Annotated in this window: 19 protein-coding genes; 10 read left to right on the top strand and 9 right to left on the bottom strand. The window is 66.8% G+C overall.

Going from position 1 to position 17,177, the window contains the following annotated elements; all coding sequences use genetic code 11:
- Positions 1-1,089 carry a (S)-8-amino-7-oxononanoate synthase BioU gene (gene bioU, locus EGH23_RS04620; RefSeq protein ID WP_220578840.1) on the top strand — a complete coding sequence of 363 codons (1,089 nt, stop codon included), beginning with the start codon at positions 1-3 and terminating at the stop codon, positions 1,087-1,089.
- A gap of 14 nt (positions 1,090-1,103) precedes the next feature.
- On the opposite strand, the gene EGH23_RS04615 is transcribed toward bioU, so the two are convergent.
- Positions 1,104-2,423 carry a class-III pyridoxal-phosphate-dependent aminotransferase gene (locus EGH23_RS04615; RefSeq protein ID WP_220578839.1) on the bottom strand — a complete coding sequence of 440 codons (1,320 nt, stop codon included), beginning with the start codon at positions 2,421-2,423 and terminating at the stop codon, positions 1,104-1,106.
- Between the two features lie 83 nt (positions 2,424-2,506).
- Here EGH23_RS04615 and EGH23_RS04610 point away from each other — a divergent pair, with 83 nt between their 5' ends.
- Entirely contained in the window at positions 2,507-3,730 is a 1,224-nt protein-coding gene (locus EGH23_RS04610; protein ID WP_220578838.1) for an aminotransferase class I/II-fold pyridoxal phosphate-dependent enzyme, read from the top strand.
- Positions 3,727-4,419, top strand: a complete 693-nt coding sequence (bioD, locus tag EGH23_RS04605; RefSeq protein WP_220578837.1) for a dethiobiotin synthase — start codon at positions 3,727-3,729, stop codon at positions 4,417-4,419. The genes EGH23_RS04610 and bioD overlap by 4 nt, the downstream gene beginning before the upstream one ends.
- A 211-nt stretch (positions 4,420-4,630) precedes the next feature.
- Here the strand turns inward: bioD and EGH23_RS04600 are convergent, their stop codons facing one another.
- Both EGH23_RS04600 and acs read right to left on the bottom strand, forming a co-directional pair.
- Positions 4,631-5,707, bottom strand: a complete 1,077-nt coding sequence (locus EGH23_RS04600; RefSeq protein ID WP_220578836.1) for a phosphotransacetylase family protein — start codon at positions 5,705-5,707, stop codon at positions 4,631-4,633.
- A complete protein-coding gene (gene acs, locus EGH23_RS04595; RefSeq protein WP_220578835.1) occupies positions 5,704-7,806 on the bottom strand; it encodes an acetate--CoA ligase alpha subunit in 2,103 nt (700 codons plus the stop codon). Before acs ends, EGH23_RS04600 begins: the two co-directional genes overlap by 4 nt.
- Before the next feature lie 199 nt (positions 7,807-8,005).
- Here acs and EGH23_RS04590 point away from each other — a divergent pair, with 199 nt between their 5' ends.
- The gene (locus tag EGH23_RS04590) at positions 8,006-8,395 is read left to right on the top strand and encodes a DUF8048 family protein (protein ID WP_220578834.1); all 390 of its coding nucleotides are present in this window, start codon (positions 8,006-8,008) and stop codon (positions 8,393-8,395) included.
- A gap of 268 nt (positions 8,396-8,663) precedes the next feature.
- Complete coding sequence (gene dpsA / locus EGH23_RS04585) at positions 8,664-9,212, top strand: DNA starvation/stationary phase protection protein DpsA (protein ID WP_220578833.1); 549 nt, start codon at positions 8,664-8,666, stop codon at positions 9,210-9,212.
- Between the two features lie 60 nt (positions 9,213-9,272).
- Here the strand turns inward: dpsA and EGH23_RS04580 are convergent, their stop codons facing one another.
- Positions 9,273-9,434 (bottom strand): hypothetical protein, encoded by a 162-nt coding sequence (locus EGH23_RS04580; RefSeq protein WP_220578832.1) that lies wholly within the window; start codon positions 9,432-9,434, stop codon positions 9,273-9,275.
- A 92-nt stretch (positions 9,435-9,526) separates the two neighbouring features.
- On the opposite strand from EGH23_RS04580, the gene EGH23_RS04575 reads away from it, so the two are divergent.
- The 3 genes from EGH23_RS04575 to EGH23_RS04565 all read left to right on the top strand — a co-directional run bounded on the left by EGH23_RS04575 (position 9,527) and on the right by EGH23_RS04565 (position 11,213).
- On the top strand, positions 9,527-10,135 hold the full coding sequence (locus tag EGH23_RS04575; protein ID WP_220578831.1) for a DUF7547 family protein: 609 nt from the start codon (positions 9,527-9,529) through the stop codon (positions 10,133-10,135).
- 70 nt (positions 10,136-10,205) lie between these two features.
- On the top strand, positions 10,206-10,688 hold the full coding sequence (locus EGH23_RS04570; protein WP_220578830.1) for an HTH domain-containing protein: 483 nt from the start codon (positions 10,206-10,208) through the stop codon (positions 10,686-10,688).
- A 72-nt stretch (positions 10,689-10,760) separates the two neighbouring features.
- Positions 10,761-11,213, top strand: coding sequence for an HTH domain-containing protein (locus tag EGH23_RS04565; RefSeq protein WP_220578829.1), 453 nt, complete (start codon positions 10,761-10,763; stop codon positions 11,211-11,213).
- On the opposite strand, the gene EGH23_RS04560 is transcribed toward EGH23_RS04565, so the two are convergent.
- Both EGH23_RS04560 and EGH23_RS04555 read right to left on the bottom strand, forming a co-directional pair.
- Positions 11,192-11,560: a Zn-ribbon domain-containing OB-fold protein gene (locus tag EGH23_RS04560; protein WP_220578828.1), complete on the bottom strand. Its 369-nt coding sequence runs from the start codon at positions 11,558-11,560 to the stop codon at positions 11,192-11,194. The two genes, EGH23_RS04565 and EGH23_RS04560, sit on opposite strands and share 22 nt — an antisense overlap.
- Positions 11,557-12,708, bottom strand: coding sequence for a thiolase family protein (locus tag EGH23_RS04555; RefSeq protein WP_220578827.1), 1,152 nt, complete (start codon positions 12,706-12,708; stop codon positions 11,557-11,559). The genes EGH23_RS04560 and EGH23_RS04555 overlap by 4 nt, the downstream gene beginning before the upstream one ends.
- A gap of 139 nt (positions 12,709-12,847) precedes the next feature.
- Between EGH23_RS04555 and EGH23_RS04550 the strand changes: the two genes are divergently transcribed.
- A complete protein-coding gene (locus EGH23_RS04550; protein ID WP_220578826.1) occupies positions 12,848-13,030 on the top strand; it encodes a DUF7836 family putative zinc-binding protein in 183 nt (60 codons plus the stop codon).
- 6 nt (positions 13,031-13,036) lie between these two features.
- Here the strand turns inward: EGH23_RS04550 and EGH23_RS04545 are convergent, their stop codons facing one another.
- Genes EGH23_RS04545 through EGH23_RS04535 form a run of 3 tightly spaced genes read right to left on the bottom strand, consistent with a single transcriptional unit; the run spans position 13,037 to position 15,724 of the window.
- On the bottom strand, positions 13,037-13,399 hold the full coding sequence (locus EGH23_RS04545; RefSeq protein WP_220578825.1) for a DUF8022 family protein: 363 nt from the start codon (positions 13,397-13,399) through the stop codon (positions 13,037-13,039).
- Positions 13,399-14,979 carry an acyl-CoA carboxylase subunit beta gene (locus EGH23_RS04540; RefSeq protein ID WP_220578824.1) on the bottom strand — a complete coding sequence of 527 codons (1,581 nt, stop codon included), beginning with the start codon at positions 14,977-14,979 and terminating at the stop codon, positions 13,399-13,401. Before EGH23_RS04540 ends, EGH23_RS04545 begins: the two co-directional genes overlap by 1 nt.
- Position 14,980: 1 nt before the next feature.
- A complete protein-coding gene (locus EGH23_RS04535) occupies positions 14,981-15,724 on the bottom strand; it encodes a beta-ketoacyl-ACP reductase (RefSeq protein ID WP_220578823.1) in 744 nt (247 codons plus the stop codon).
- A gap of 252 nt (positions 15,725-15,976) precedes the next feature.
- Between EGH23_RS04535 and EGH23_RS04530 the strand changes: the two genes are divergently transcribed.
- Positions 15,977-17,143 (top strand): alpha-1 4-glucan-protein synthase, encoded by a 1,167-nt coding sequence (locus EGH23_RS04530; protein ID WP_220578822.1) that lies wholly within the window; start codon positions 15,977-15,979, stop codon positions 17,141-17,143.
- Positions 17,144-17,177: the final 34 nt, after the last annotated feature.

Raw genomic sequence — 17,177 nt, 5'->3', positions numbered from 1 at the left:
ATGGACGACGTACGATTCGCGGTACTCGGAACGGGCGGTATCGGCCGACGAACACTCGACGTTTCCCAGCACAAGGACGGCCTCACGCCGGTCGCGGCGTGTGACCGCAACGGCGTCGCCGTGGACCACGGGGGCCTCGACGTACCCGAACTGCTGGAGGCGACGGAGGGCAACATCGCGAGCGAGCCGCGGGACGGTTCGGACGACGATATCGCCACCGACGGCGGAGCGAAGGCTGACGCCGGCACAGCTGCCGACGGCGTCAAACAGCACGGCGAAGAGGCGGGTATCGTCGCCAGCGAACAGGGCCGTCAGACGGCGACGCCTATCGACGATATAATCGCCGAGAGCGACGCCATCGACGCGGTGCTCGTCGCGCTGCCGAACCTCGAACACGACTTCATCCCCCGCGTCGCCGAACGGTTCGCCGAGGCCGAGTACGAGGGCGTCCTCGTGGACGTGCTCAAGCGCTCGCGCGTCATCGGCATGCTGGACGACCGCGAGGACCTCCTGAGAGAGTCCGGCATCACGTTCGTCTGCGGCGCCGGCGCGACGCCGGGTTTCCTGACCGGCGCGGCCGCGCTCGCGGCCCAGTCGTTCGTCGAGGTCGAGGAGGTCGAGATCTGGTGGGGGGTCGGCCTCAAGAGCGGCTACGAGGACAACCGCGGCACCGTCAGGGAGGACATCGCCCACCTCGACGGCTACGACATCGAGACGGCCCGCGAGATGAGCGAGGCCGAGATCGAGGACCTCATCGAGGACCACGACGGCGTTCTGGAGTTCCACGACATGGAACACGCGGACGACGTCCTGCTGGAGCGAGCGGGCATCTGTGACGCGGAGGACGTCCACGTCGGCGGCGTCCTTGACGTGCGCTCGGACGAGAAACCGACGACGACCACCGTCTCCGTCACCGGAACGACCTTCGACGGCGAGACGGGGACCAACACCTTCGAACTCGACGACGCGACGAGCATGGAAGCTAACGTCAACGGCCCGGCGCTCGGTTACCTGAAAGCCGGCGTCCGCAACAACCGCGCGGGCCACTACGGCGTCTTCGGCCCGGCCGACCTCATGCCCGGCTTCTGAGCGGCGCACTCACATCAGATTTCGGCCGCGTCCTCGAAGCAGGCCACGGCCTGGGCGATCTCCCGCTCTCGAACGTCGAGCGGCGGGAGCAGTCTGAGCGTCTTCAGTCCACAGGGGAGCGTGAGCAAGCCCTCGTTCGCACAGGCGGCGACCATCTCGTCGCGGCGGGCCTTCGTCTCGAACTCGACGGCGACGAGCGAGCCGAGGTTGCGCACGTCAACACAACCGTCGACGGGGTCGGCGTCGAGCGACGCCGCCAGTTCGTCGCCCCGCTCTTTCGCGTTCCGTCGGAGGTTCTCGCTCTCGATGACGTCGATGGTGAGCGCGCCGACCATCGAGGAGAGGAGGTCGCCGCCGCCCCACGTCGAGGAGAGCCGTCCGGGCTCGTCGGGGAACATCTCCCCGCGGCCGACGGTCGCGCCGACGCGGAGGCCCTTCGCAACCGCGAGTACGTCGGGTTCGATGGCGAAGTTGTCCGCGCCCCACCACTCGCCGGTCCGTCCCATCCCGGTCTGTATCTCGTCGGCTATCAGCGGGATCCCGTACTCCCGGCAGACGGCGGCCACCTCTTCCATGAACGCCTCGCTGGGGATTCGGTAGCCGCCTTCGCCCTGCACGGGTTCGAGAATGACGTACGCCACCGATCCGGGGTCGATGCTGCCGTCCGGGCCGAGGCGTCGGCGGAGCCACGATTCTCCCGATTCCTCGGGGAAGAACCCACAGGAACAGGTGCTCGGGTAGCAGGTCCGGTCCTCGCAGAACGGGACCGACGAGATTCCGGCTATCTCGGGGAACGCCCGGCGGTGGACGGCCTTCGAGCGGTTGAGCGAGAGCGCGCCGAGCGTTCGCCCGTGGAACGCCCCCTCGAAGGTGATCCCGTACTCCGCGCCCGGACGGGCGTCGTAGCAGATCTTGATGGCGTTCTCGACGGCCTCCGCGCCCGTGTTCGAGAGGAACACCGTGTCGTGGCCGTCGGGCGCGATGTCGGTCAGCCGCTCCATCAACTCGGTCGGTCCCGGGAGATCCCCGAGGTCGGCGTAGAAGTCCTGTCCCGCGAACTTCAGCGGGTCGACGAGGTCGAACTCGTCGAGGCGGGCGAGCAGGTGCGGGTTGTTGTAACCGAGGGGGGCGGCGGCGACGTGGGACGTGAAATCGAGGAGGACGTTCCCGTCTACGTCGGTACAGTAGGGACCGACGGCGTCGGCCGTCGGGTCCCAGACGAACTCGTAGACGTGCGTGCTCGGTGCGGCCACGGTCGCGTGACGGCTGGCGCGGTTCCGAGCGCGCGGTCCCGGGAACGAGTCGGCGACTGGTTCGGCTGTATCACGGTCCATGCCCACTAGTGTCACACCGCGGACGTAAAACCGTATCTGCGAAATCTGTACGTCTAAAGGGGACCGCTGTGATGGTGTGGACGATGACTCACGGGTTCGACTTGGACGCCCGGCTGGACGCACGGGCCGACGACGACCTCCGACGGCACCTCGAAGTCGCCGAGTCCGTCGGCGACCGGACGCGACTGGCCGACGACCCGAAGGGCGACGTCCCCGAGTTCGGCGACGAGGCCGTCGTCTTCGCCGCGAACGACTACCTCGGACTGGCTGACGATGACCGACTCCAACGGGCGGCCGAACTCGGCGCTCGCACGGTGGGGACGGGCGCGGGAGCCTCCCGTCTCGTCACCGGCGACACGTCCGTCCACCGGGAGCTCGAACGTGACCTCGCCGACTGCAAGGGAACGGAGCGCGCGCTCGTCTTCTCGTCGGGCTACGCCGCGAACGTCGGCATCGTCGACGCGCTCTCGCCGGACGTGGTCTTCTCGGACGAACTCAACCACGCTTCGATCATCGACGGCTGTCGACTCGGCGCGGGCGAGACGGTGGTGTACGACCACTGCGACGCCGACGACCTCCGAGCGAAGATGGAGGAACGGGCCGAGGACGGAGCCGCGGCAGCAGACGGGGACGCGGCCGACGAGCGGTGGCTGGTCGTCACGGATTCCGTGTTCTCGATGGACGGCGACGTGGCTCCCCTCTCGGCGCTCTGTGACGCCGCCGAGGAGCACGGCGCGTGGCTCATGGTGGACGAGGCCCACGCCACGGGGCTGTTCGGCGAGCGCGGGGGCGGCGTCGTCCAGCGCGAGGGGCTGAGCGACCGCGTGGACGTGCAGATGGGGACGCTCTCGAAGGCGCTGGCCAGTCAGGGCGGCTACGTCGCGGGGGACGAGACGCTGATCGAGTATCTGCTCAACGCGGCGCGCTCGTTCGTCTTCTCGACCGGACTCGCGCCGCCCGCGGCGGCGTCGGCCCGAGAAGCCCTCCGCATCGCCCGCGAGACGGATCAGGCCGACCGACTGTGGGCGAACGTCGAGACGCTCCGGGAGGGGCTCGAAGCGCGGGGCTACGAGGTACTGGGCGAGACGCAGATCCTCCCGGTGCTCGTCGGCGACCGTGCGGACGCCCTCGAACTCGACGAGCGCCTGCGCGACCGCGCTATCGTCGCGCCGGCCATCCGACCGCCGACGGTGCCGGAAGGCACCTCGCGCATCCGCGTCGCGCCGACGGCCACGCACACCGACGAAGACATCCAACGGTGTCTCGACGCCTTCGAGGCGGCCGGCGAGGAGGTCGGACTGCTGTGAGCGACGAATCGACCGGCGGCGACGCGGACGGCCTGTTCGTCGTCGGAACGGACACCGGCGTCGGCAAGACGGTCGTCACCGCCGGGCTGACGGGGTGGCTCCGCGAGCGGGGGCGAGACGCCATCGCGGTCAAACCCTGCCAGACCGGTTATCCGCCGGACGACGACGCCGGATTCGTCGCCGAGGCCTGCGGGTCCGAGGAGGCGGCGACCTGCCTCAGACGGCTGGAACCGCCGCTCGCGCCCGCGGTCGCCGCCGACCGGACCGACGCCGACCTCTCCTACGACGAGATCCGGGACGGCGTCGAAGCCGCTATATCGGCCCACGAGACCGCCGTCGTCGAGGGCATCGGCGGCCTGCGGGTGCCGCTGGCCGACGATAGGGACGTGCTGGACCTCGTGGCGGACGTCGGCCTGCCGGCGATCGTCGTCGCCCGGTCGGGACTGGGGACGCTCAACCACACCTGCCTGACCGTCGATGCGCTCCGAAACCGCGGAGTATCGGTCCGTGGAATCGTCCTCAACGAGTACGAGGGGGCGACGACGGCCGAACGGACGAACCCCGAGGTGTTGGAAGACATGACCGATCGTCCGGTGTGGCCGCTCCCGCCCCTCTCGCTTTCGGATCCGTCCGCCGCTGTCGACGGCGTTCGAGAGCACCTACCGCTCGCTGTCTTCGGGTCGGGATAGCCGCGGCTCGCGGGCGTTCTCTGCTCAAAGGGTAGAACGGGGAACGGGGTTCCCCGAGCGTGTGACACTACGGAGCCTCTCGGCTCCGGACGGAACTAGTGCGTCAGACAACTTAAAAGTCAGAGGGGGGGGGGGGTTTCGTCTGGAGATACCGACAAAAATCGGTCGAACCGCCGGTTCTAGCCGTTCGGAATCGCAGCCGAAACCGGGGCTACTCGTCGAAGCCGAGCAGGGAGTTGACGTCGACGCCGTCGTCCAGCAACTCCCGCATCCGCTCGACGGTCCGCTCGTTTCGCGTCCGGCCCGAGCGGAGGACGTCCTCCATCCGGTCGATGGTGGTCCGGGTGTCAGATTGGACCAGCAGGATGGGGACGTTCTCCTCCTCGGCGCGGCCGAGGACGGCGCTCGCCGGGCGGAACCCGCCGGTGAGCAGGAGCGCCTTGATCCCCGAGGCTTCGAGCGCGGCGGTCTGGACCTCCGAGCGGTCGCCGCCGGTGACCATCACGGCGTCGCGGGTCCGCCGGAACTGGTCTAAGGCGCTGTTGCCCCCCATCGCGCCGACGGTGAAGCGCTCGACGTGGACGTCGGTCGACGCGTCGTTGGTGAGGACGTCCGCGCCGAGGCTCCGCGCGAGGTCCTCGATAGTGATTCCCGCGAGTTCCTGGACGCGCGGGAGCGACCCGAACACCGGCACGCCGCGGCCTTCGAGGAAGGGGAGCACGTCGTCGGTCAAATCGTCCATCGCCGCGTCGGCGACGCCGTTGAACACCACGCCGGCCAGTCGGTCGCCGAGGGTCCGGGCGGCCGCCAGCACCTCGTCGGTGTCGCCCGCGTCGGTGTACCCGCAGACGAGGAGGACGCGCGCGTCGAGCGCCTCGGCGATGTCGGCGTCGGTGAGGTCGACGATGCCGCCCGTGTCGAGTCGGTCGCTGCCCTCGACGACCATCAGATCGGTCCCCTCGGCGAGCGCCTCGAAGTTCTCGACGACGCGCTCGCGGAGCTCCGCGGGGTCTTCGCGGCCGCGGATGGCCTCCTGGACGAACGTCGGCGAGTAGACGATCGGCTCCATCTCGTGGATCTCGGCGTCCAGTCCGAGCAGTTCCCGGGCGAGCATCGGGTCCTCGTCGCGGGTCTTGCCCACGGCGCTCTGGAGGCGAGTCCCCTTCGGCTTCATGTAGCCGACCTCGCGGCCCGCCTCCTTGGCCGTCTTCGCGAGCGCGAGACTGATCGCTGTCTTGCCGATACCTTCCTCAGTCGACGTGACGAGTAGCGTGTTCGAGTCGGTCATAGTTCCTCCTGGTCGATGGTGAGTCGCAGGTCGACCGCCTGCACCCCGTCGGGGGTCGCGACGAGCGGATTGATGTCCAGTTCGACGATCGCCGGGAAGTCCGTGACGAGCTGCGAGAGCCGCTGGACCGCCTCGACGAGGGCGTCCTCGTCGACGGGGTCGCGGCCGCGCGCGCCCCGGAGCAGCGGCGCGGATTCGATGTCGTCCAGCATGCCTCGGGCGTCGGATTCGCTCACCGGCGCGACTCTGACGGTGTTGTCTTCGAGCACCTCCACGAAGATTCCACCGAGGCCGAACAGCAGCAGCGGCCCGAACTGCGGGTCGCGGTTCATGCCGAGGATGGTCTCCGTTCCCGAGTCGAGGTCGACCATCTCCTGGACCTGGACGCCCAGTATCGCGGCGTCCCGCTGGTAGTTCCGGGCGCGAACCACCAGGTCTTCGTAGGTGTCTCGGACCTCCTCCGGCGGGACGCCGACCTCGACGCCGCCGATGTCCGACTTGTGGAGGATGTCCGGGCTGACGATCTTCATCACCACGTCGTCGCCGATGTCTTCTGCCAGTTCCTCGGCCTCCGTGGGCGAGGAGACGACGCCGCCCGCGGGCGTCGGGATGCCGTAGGCGTCGAGCAGTTCCATCGCCTCGACGCCGAGGCGGTTGGTGTCCCGGCGGGTCGCGGACTCCAGTATCTCGCGGGCGCGCTCTCGGTCCACGTCGAACGTCGCCGGTTCCTCGTACTCCCGGGACTGTATCTCGTCGTACTCCCGGAGCGCGTCTAAGCTCTCGACGGCGCGGGCCGGGTCGAAGTAGTTGGGGATGCCGGCCTCGCTGAGAATCTCCCTGCCCGCCCCCACCGACTTCCCGCCCATCAGCGTCGTGGCGACGGGCGTCTCGTGGGCCCGCTGCTGGGAGACGACGACCTCGGCGAGTTCCTCGAAGGAGAGCACCGCGGTCGGACAGGCGACGACGACGGCCATCGCGACGTTGTCGTCTTCGAGCACCGTCTCGAGCGCCGTCTCGAAGCGCTCGGCGGGCGCGTCGCCGATGATGTCCACGGGGTTGTAGATGTTGGCCTCCTCGGGCATCGTCTCGCGGAGCGCGCCGAGGGTCTCGTCCTCGAACGACGACAGCGAGAGGTCCGAATCGCCGACGGCGTCGGTCGTCATCACGCCGGGACCGCCGGCGTTCGTGACGATGGCGATCTCCTCGCCGTCGGGCAGCGGTTGGCCCGAGAGGATCTGCGCGAAGTCGAACAGCTCCTGAACGGACTCAACGCGGAGCGTTCCGGCCTGTTCGAGACCCGCCTCGTAGGCGCGTTCGGAGCCCGCCATCGCGCCGGTGTGGGAGGCGGCGGCGCTCGCCCCCGCGTCCGTGCGACCGGACTTGACGAGGACGATGGGCGTCTCCTGTGTCACCTCGCGGGCGGTCCGGACGAACTCCTCGCCGTCCGCGATGTCCTCCAGATAGCCGAGGATGACCTCGGTCTCGGGGTCCTCGCCCCACTCGGCGATGAAGTCGCCCTCGTCTAAGATGGCCTTGTTGCCCAGCGAGACGATGTCCTTGAAGCCGACGTCGCGCTCCGCGGCCCAGTCCAGCACGGCCGTCACGAACGCCCCGGACTGGCTCATGAAGGAGATGTCCCCCTCGGTCGCCATCTCGTTGCCGAACGTGGCGTTCAGCCCCCGCGGCGTCGACATGACGCCGAGGCTGTTCGGCCCGACCAGGTTGAGGTCGTACGCCTCGGCGGCCTCCCGCAGGTCGCGTTCGCGGGCGGCCCCCTCGCTGCCGGTCTCCCCGAACCCGGCGGTGATGACGACGACGTTGCCGATCCCGGCCGCGCCCGCGTCGCGGATGGCCTCGATGGCGACGTCGGGCGGGACCACGACGACGGCCACGTCGATGCCTTCGCCTTCGACGTCGCCGACCTCGTCGTAGCACCGAAGGCCCAACACGTCGTCCTTGTAGGGGTTGACCGCCACGACGTCGCCGTCGAACGATTCCAGCAGGTTCGACGTGATAGCGCGGCCGACCGACCCCTCCGAGTCGGTCGCCCCGATCACGGCGACCCGTTCCGGCGCGAACAGCGTCGAGAGTCGTCCCATTCCTCTATTCGTGAGTTGTGGGGCCGACTGCAAATATCTGCCGGGACGTTCTCGAATACCGGGAATATAGGGGTTAAATCGGGTAGTTTCGGAGGGTTTCGGTATCGACAATCGAACGGTCAGAAGGCGAGCGCGGAGTAGCGGCGAGAGCGGTCAGCGAGCGAGTCGCTTTTGCGCCGGAGCGTTCTAACGGCCGGCAATGACGGAGAACGAGTCGAACTCCCCGTTCGAGGACGACGTGATACGGGCCGTGGCGTCGGAGAACGACGTCGAAGAGAGTCAGCTCCGCGACGCGCTCGAGGCGCACCAGCGGGTGATGACCGACAATCCGGGCGTCGAGGACCTCGTCTACGAGTGGCGACGGCAGTACGACGACCCGGTGCTCGGTCGGACGCCGGAGACGTTCTTCGTCGCGGTCCCGCCGACGGTCTGGGAGGAGTACGGCGACTTTCTGGGGCTGGACGACTACGTGTTGCGCGCGGTCAGTGCGGTCCATCAGGAACAGACGCTCCGAAGCGACGACGTGGACCTCTCGGGAATGGCCGACGGCCACGCCGCGGTCGTCGTCTCCCGGACGGACGGCGAGTAGCGGTAAGGCCGTGTCGTCGGGCGACTGATCGACCGAGACGCGCATTATTGTCCGCTTCGTCTCTCGTCCGAGCACCGTACTCGCGGCACCCGGTCGTCGGGGTCGGAGATACTTCTCTCCCGCTGCAGAGTGCGCTGTCCCTCCGCGAACCGACTCGCCGCCGGCGGAAACCGGATGCCGGTACGGTCAAGGATTCTTTTGGGTTTCCTAAAATATCTTTTCTCGACAGGAGGTTTTAAGTGTGGCCCGCGAGTATAATCGAATGCCTATGGCAACTCAGGAACACGTCCGAAAGCACTTCGGTGACGTCGAGGACAACGAACTCCGTCTCGAGAAGGACAAAGCGGAACAGGTAATCGACGCCCTGAACCAGGACTTAGCGGATACCTACGTCCTCTACCACCAGCTCAAGAAGCACCACTGGAACGTCGAGGGCGCGGAGTTCCGCGACCTGCACCTCTTCCTCGGTGACGCCGCAGAGCACGCGGAGGAGGCCGCCGACCTCATCGCGGAGCGAGCGCAGGCGCTCGGTGGCACGCCCATCTCCGGCCCCGCCGCGCAGGAGGAACACGCGAAGGTCGAGTACGAGGGTCAGGACGTCTACGACGTCCGGACGTCGCTCCGACACGACCTCGCCATGTACGGCGACATCATCGAGTCGCTCCGCGATCACGTCGAGCTGACGACGAACCTCGGCGACCACGCCACCGCACAGATGCTCCGCGAGATACTCGTCGAAGTCGAAGACGACGCCCACCACATCGACCACTACCTCGAAGACGACACGCTGGTCTTCCCGGAAGCGATGGATCGATAGAACCGCTCGCTTTCGTTTCGGAACGTCCCGTCGTTTGCCGATTCGGACTGCCAGAGAACGTTACCGCCAGCAATCGACCGTCAGGTCGGTCGCGATCCAGCCCTCTCGGTTCCCGTTTTCGGTGAAGACCGTCTTCTCAGGGCCGCTTCCGTGTGCTGTGACGGTCGGCCGATCGTCGTCTTCGTCGGTGGCGACCGAGATCTCGTCCGTTTGCGTTGGCATTACTAGCGATTAGGCTACCCTAAAGCAAAAAGGGTTTTGGTTGGCCTAGTCAGCGCGGCGGACTTTTGTACGCCTCGCCACAACGTGGGGACATGAGCGCCAGTTCCGGTGACGACGTCACCGCCCTGTTGACGGACCTCGTCAGGACCCTCCAGGAGTTAGAGACGGAGGTCGAACCGACTACCGAGAGCGGCATTCCGCGACCGCCGACGCCCTCGGAACTGCTCCGGTTCACGAGCGACGTGACCATCCCGGCCGCGATCCTCGTCTTGCAGACCAACATCGAGGCGCTGAAGCTCCTCCGCCGAGCGCTCCGGATGGCGGACGGGCGGCCGGCCGCGAGCGAGTCGGCGACGAACGAGGTCCGCCAGCGCGCGACCCAGTTGAGTAGGGTGACGCTCTCTCGCCTCGACGACGCCCTCACGGACCTGCAGGACGCGATGGAGGGCCGCCCGCAGGACGAGGAGGCGCGGGAACTCCTCGACGAGGCCCGGCGACTCCGTTCCGACCTCGACGACCGACTTTCCGAACGGCCCGACGAGAACGGCACCGCGCCCGAGGACTCGGCCGACGAGGTGGACGTCCCCGTCGACGTCGACGCCGAGCTGAAATCCATCAAAGACGACATCGACGGCGTCGACGACGCGGGCGACGGCGAGGGGGGAGATGACGGCGCTGACGGCACCGACGACGAGACGTAGTCGCCTCGCCCCACAGATTGGAAAATAAATATAATGTTTTATTATGTTGTAGGTCTACCTCTCGGTACCGATGCCGAAAACAGAGTGTCCAACGACGCGTCGAGCGGAACTGTTCGTCAGGAGCGATCTCCCACAGCCCTCGCGGAAGCGCCGAGCGGCTATCGAGGAGCGACTCTGTCAGTTACAGCGTCGGGGCGTCTTCGACGGCTTCGAGACGACGACCTGGCGAAAGCGCGTTCCCGTCGAGGGCGACGACGCTCGACCGGAGCGCGACCGGTACAACGAGTTCGCCGAGTGGGCCAGCGAGACGGACGCGTGCCTCGCTCCCTTTTTCGATACCCGACTGTGTTACAGCACCGAGACGGGCGAGAAGCGGACGGAACTCGTCATGCCGGTCCTCTGTCTCGCTATCTACGAGGACGGGAAACTGGCGCAGGTCGCACCCGTCGGCGCGGACGGTAAGACGCGCTCCGTCGACGCGTTCCTGACCGAACTCGCCGACACCGGAACTCGGACGGCGGCCGACGGCGCGACGGTCACGACCGCGAACTGACGATGGCCGGACCGTTCACCGATACGGCTATCCCCGTACCCAGCGTAGGACACTCATTCGGTGGACGATACCATGACCCATACTCGTCGGTTAGCGGTGTACGTGCGCTCTCCCGTCTCTGACGCGACGGAGCAACGCCAGACGGCCGCGTTAGCGCGCGCCGATTCGCTCCGCCAGCAGGGCCTCGTCGACGACGTGAGCGTCACCTACTGGAACCGTCTCGCGACGGCCTCGAACGCGGGCGAGGCGGACGACATCGCCGCGATGGAAGCGTGGGCCGAAGCGCACGACTGTTCGCTCGCGCCGGCGTTCGACCGCCACGACCGCTCCAGCGCGTTCACCGGCCGCGACTCCGTCGTGACGCTGCCGGTGATGTGTCTCGTCGTCCTCGTAGACGACGAGATCGCCGGCGTCTATCCCCACGCCGGCCCCGACGGGCACTGCACCGTCGCGGACGGCCTCGACAGAATCGAAAGCGCGCTACAGTGCGGCGAGGACCTCGCCTACACGGGGTCCCAGCGGTAGCCGCCCCACTCCTGGCTCTCCGGGTTCTCGCTCTTGAGACCGACATCTGGGTCGCGGAGCTCCTCGACGTGGACCGGTTCGATCTCGTCGCCCGTCCCGATCTCTTCGGTCGTCACCTGTCCGAGCGCGCGGACCGCCTCGCCGTCCACGTCGAACTCCACGATGGCGAGCGTGTTCGGCTGCCGGACGCCCGGCGGCGTCGCGGTCGACTTCGTCCAGGTGACGACCTCGGCGGTCTGCCCCGAGAGGTCGTGGGTGTCCTCCTGCGGTTCGCCACACTCCGGACAGCGCGGGTGCGTGGGGTACGAGACGTGACCGTTCGGACATTCGCCTGCTTCCAGGGTCATTCTGCGGCCTCCATGATGGTGGTGATGACGCAGTTGCCGAAGCCGCCGACGTTACACGCCAGCGCGGTGTCGGCCTCGACCTGTCGCGGGCCGGCCTCGCCGACCAACTGCTCGTAGATCTCGACGCCCTGTGCGACGCCGCTCGCCCCCAGCGGATGGCCCTTCGACTTCAGCCCACCCGACGTATTTATGGGTAACTCGCCGTCTTTCGCCGTCTCGCCGTCCATCGCCATCTCCCAGGCGGTCCCCTGTTCCGCGACGCCGATGCCCTCCAACTGGAGGAATTCGAGGATCGTGAACATGTCGTGGAGTTCGGCGACGTCCAGATCGCCGGGACCGAGATCGGCCATCTCGTAGGCCTCCTCGCTCGACTCGACGACGCCGCCCATGACCGTCGGGTCGTCGCGCTCGTGGACGACCTGCGTATCCGTCGCGCCGCCGATGCCGGAGACGACGGCGTACTCGTCGGTGAGCTCCTCCGCTCGCTCCTCCGTCGTGAACATCATCGCCGCGCTCCCGTCCGTGATGGGACAGAAGTCGTACAGCCGAAGCGGGTCGGCGATGATGGGCGATTCGAGCGCTTTCTCCATCGTTATCTCCTTCTGGAACTGCGCCTTCGGGTTGTCGACGCCGTTCTTGTGGTTCTTGACGGCGACTCGGGCCAGCGACTCCCGCGGGGCGTCGAACCGCTCGAGGTAGTGACGCGCGGTCAATCCGGCGAAAGAGGGTAGCGTCACGCCGTGCTTGTACTCCTCGGGATGAGTGATGGATGCGATGATGTCCGTCGCCTCGCCCGTGGTCTTGTGGGTCATCTTCTCGCCACCGACCAGCAGCGTCATCTCGCTGGCCCCGGAGGCGACCGACTGCCACGCCTCGTAGATGCCCGCACCGCCGGACGAGGAGGTCTGGTCCACTCGTTCGGCGTACGCCGGCAGGACGCCGAGGTCGTGAGCCAGCATATTCATCACGCCCGTCTGTCCCTCGAACTCGCCGCTGGCCATGTTCGAGACGTACAGGTGCTCTACCTCCTTCGGTGTCACGTCGGCGTCGTCCAGACACTCCTCGCCCGCCTGCGAGAGTAGCTCCTGAATCCAGGCGTCACGCTGCCCGAACTTCGTCATCGACGCGCCGATTACTGCGACTCCCATGCATATGCACACTCAGGGGGGTCGTGTATTCGTTACGGTCGTAACAGTTCCCCGCGGCGGCCGCACCGTATCGACTCGTCGTCGGCGTTCGCCGGGAATCCACACAAAGTATATCCGTGACTGCTTCGCACACCGACCCATGCAGGAAGCGTGGCTTCAGCTACAGTGCCCCGCCTGCGAGGAGGACTGGGAAGAGAAAGTCGCGGACCTCTCGAGCCCCGAAGCGTCGTTCGAGTGTGACTCCTGCGGGGAGACGCGTCCCCTCTCGGAGTTCATGCAGACGAGCCGGGACCTGGAAGTGCTGCGGGATTTCCACGCCTAACGCGGTTCAGTAGCGCGCTCGCGCCGCGGCCTTCCACTCGTCGCCCCGCTCGACCCGGGCGGGGCGACGCCGTTTTCCGAACCGCTCCAGTCGGCCGGCCAGTGTCCACTCGTTCGCGTAGTCGGCGCTCTCTCGGGTGGCGGCCGCGGCCGCCGCTGCACGCTGGCGGTCGGAGAGGTGCGCCCCGATGGCGGCGCTGATGGCCGCGGCTTCGGCGGCCGTCGCGTCGTCGGGGAGCGACACGTCGAGTTCGTCGCCCGCGGGAACCGTGACCGTCGGTATCGACCCGGCACTCGTCTCGTCGCTCGCTTCCTCGCTGTCTTCGGCCGCCTCGTCTCCGCTCTCGTCGGGTGATTCGAGGGACGACATCACAGCGGGATGTTGCCGTGGTCTTTCGGCGGGCTGTCCTCTCGCTTGCGCTGGAGCAGGTCGAGGTCGTCGATGAGGCGCTTGCGCGTGTCCTTCGGTTCGATGACGTCGTCTAAGTAACCCCGCTTGGCGGGACCGTAGGGGTGGGCGAACTCCTCGCGGAAGTCGTCCATCAGCTCCTGGCGCTTGGCGTCGGGGTCGTCCGCCTGAGCGATCTCCTTCCGATAGAGGATGTTGACCGCGCCGCGCGGCCCCAGCACCGCCATCTCCGACCCCGGCCACGCGTAGTTCACGTCGCTGCCGAGGAACTTCGAGGACATGACGATGTACGCGCCGCCGTACGCTTTGCGGACGACCACCGAGAGCAGGGGCACCGTCGCCTCGGCGTAGGCGTAGATGAGCTTCGCGCCGCGGCGGATGATGCCGTTGTGCTCCTGATCGGTGCCGGGCATGAACCCGGGCACGTCGACGAACGTGAGGATGGGGATGTTGAAGGAGTCACAGAACCGGACGAACCGCGCGGCCTTTTCCGCGGCGTCGATGTCCAAGGTCCCGGCGCTGACTCGCGGCTGGTTGGCGACGACGCCGACCGACTTCCCGTCCATCCGACCGAAGCCCGTGATGACGTTGCGCGCCCAGTTACCGTACACCTCGAAGAAGGACTCCTCGTCGACGATCCGGTTCACGACCTCGCACATGTCGTAGGGCTTTCGCGGCGCGGACGGGACGATGTCCGTGAGCTCGGGTACCTCGCGGTCGGGCTCGTCCCACGGCGAGACCCGCGGCGGGTCCTCCATGTTGTTCTGCGGGAGATACGAGAGCAGGCGGCGGATGTTCTCCAAGACCTCCTCCTCGGAGGGGTACGAGAAGTGCGCGACGCCGGACTTCGTGGAGTGCGAACTCGCGCCGCCCAGTTCCTCCTTCGAGACCTGCTCGCCCGTGACGGTCTCGATGACGTCCGGCCCCGTGATGAACATGTGACTGGTGTCCTGCACCATGAACGTGAAGTCCGTCAGCGCCGGGGAGTAGGTGGCACCGCCGGCACACGGGCCCATGATGGCCGAAATCTGCGGGATGAGGCCGCTGGCCTTCGTGTTGCGCTCGAAGATCTTGGCGAAGCCGACCAGCGAGTCGACGCCCTCCTGAATCCGCGCGCCGCCGGAGTCGTTCAGGCCGATGACGGGGACGCCGTTCTCGATGGCCTTGTCCATCACCTTACAGATCTTGTCGGCGACGACTTCGCCGACGGACCCGCCCAGCACGGTGAAGTCGTGCGCGAAGAGGAACACCTTGCGCCCGTCGATTTCGCCGTAGCCCGTGACCACGGCGTCGCCGGCGTAGCGCTTCTCCTCCATCCCGAAGTTCGTCGAGCGGTGTTCGACGAAGGGGTCGACCTCGTAGAAGGTGCCCTCGTCGACGAGGAAGTCGATGCGCTCGCGCGCCGTCATCTTCCCCTTCTCGTGTTGGGCTTCGATGCGTGCTTCGCCGCCGCCGAGTTCCGCCTCGCGACGCTTCTCTCGGAGTTCCTCGACGGGGTCGGGCGTCTCCGTCTCGTCGTCTGGTTCTTCCTGTTGACTCATGTTACCACTCCATGCCGCCGTTGACGCCGAGTACCTGACCGGTCATGTAGCTGGACTCCTCGCTGGCGACGAACCGGACGATTCCGGCGATGTCGGCGACGGTGGCGAAGCGGTCCAGCGGGATCTCGCGCAGGATCTTCTCCTGGACGCGTTCGGGCACCTCCTCCAGCATGTCGGTCTCGACGAACCCCGGCGCGACGCAGTTGGCCGTCGAACCGGTGTGAGCGAGTTCCAAGGCGAGCGTGCGCGTGAAACCGAACAGGCCGGACTTCGTCGTCGCGTAGTTGGCCTGCCCGATGTTACCCTGCTGGCCGACGACGCTCGAGATGTTGATGAGGCGGCCGTGTTCGGCTCCCTTGATGTCGTCGTAGAAGGCGTCGGTGCAGTTGAACACGCCTCCGAGGTTGACGCTCATGACCGTATCCCAGTCCTCGCGGGTCATGTTCTCGAACTTCTTGTCGATCGTGATGCCGGCGTTGTTGACGAGGACGTCCGCCGGGCCGAACTCGTCGGCGACTCGCTCGCGCATGGCCTGCACTTCCGCGGCCTTGGCGACGTCGGCCTGTGCGGCGATCGCCTCCCCGCCGTCCTCGCGGATGGATTCGACGACCGCCCGCGCTTCGGCCTCCGAGGAGCGATAGTTGACGACGACGTTCGCGCCGTGTTTTCCGAGGTCTTTCGCGATGCCGCGCCCGATACCCCGTGACGACCCAGTGATCACGCACGTCTGGTTATCGAGGTTCATAGTTCCGTGGCACGACCCCGCTTGTTTCGTACACTCATCTCTCGACTAGGGAGGCAAAGCACAGCCAGATAATAGTTCGCCTTATACAACGTTAATCGCGGTCGCGTGAATATTATGGCCTTGGGTACCCTTCACAACATGGCGTCGAAGAGACATATCCACGTGGGCAAGAGATCGAGCGGTCCGGCAGTATTTGTTTGGCGGACCTAAAACGACAGCCTCTTTAGGGCGGCCTAAACAGTTCCGAACAGAATGACGGAAGATATCTGCGTCGTGGTGCCGACGATTCGGAATCACGAGTGTATGCGCGCGTACTTCGAGAACGCTCGCCGTCACGGCTTCGACCTCGATCGGTTGTACGTCGTACTGGTCACCGAGGACTTCTGTGACACCGACGCGATGCGGGAGATGCTGGACGAGGAGGGCGTCGAGGGGAGCGTCTTCGACGGCGAGGCCCGCGAAGCGTGGTTCGCCGAACGCGGTCTCGAGGAGTATTCGCACCTGATCCCGGCGGCCAGTCACGCGCAGACCTCCTTCGGCCTGCTCTATCTCTGGGCCGAGGAGCGCTTCGACTACGGGGTGTTCATCGACGACGACACGCTTCCGCACGAGGACGTCGACTTCTTCGGAACGCACATGGAGAACCTCGCCTTCGAAGGGACTATCGAGGCGGTCGGGTCCGACGAGGACTGGGTGAACGTCCTCTACCAGAACGAGGACGACCACGGGCTCTATCCCCGCGGATATCCCTACGCCGCCATGGACGAGAGTGTGGAGACAGCGGACACGCACGTCGACGACGTCGTCGCCTCGCAGGGACTCTGGACGAACGTCCCGGACCTCGATGCGGTTCGCATCCTGATGGACGGTGACCTGCAGGGGCAGGCCCAGACCCGCACCAGCGCCGAGGACTTCGGCGAGGACTTCGTCGCCGCCGCGGGGAATTACCTCACCGTCTGCTCGATGAACCTCGCCTTCCGCCGGGAGGTCGTCCCTGCGTTCTACCAGCTGCCGATGGACGACAACGAGTGGGACGTCGGCCGCTTCGACGACATCTGGTCCGGGCTGTTCCTCAAACGCGCCTGTGACGTCCTCGACAAACACATCTACAACGGCGACCCGCTCTGTGAGCACAACAAGGCCCCGCGCTCGACGTTCTCGGACCTGACCAACGAGGTCCACGGTCTCGAACTCAACGAGCACGTCTGGGAGATCGTCGACGCCGCCGGCGAGGACGCGGACTCCTACGCCGAAGTCTTCGAGGCGATGGGCCGGGCGCTCGCCGAGGGCGACTTCTCCGACTGGGAGAACGGCGCGTTCCTCAACTACTGCGGGGAGCACATGCTCGATTGGCTTGACTGCCTCGACGAGATCGCGGCAGCCGAGACGGAAGCGGTCCCGGCCGCGGCCGACGACTGAAACGTAAACCATTTAGGCAAACCTAAAACATTAC

The organism is Haloarcula nitratireducens (assembly GCF_019599505.1).
The sequence above is the reverse complement of the archived record's forward strand: the minus strand, read 5'-3'. Positions and strand labels throughout refer to the sequence as shown.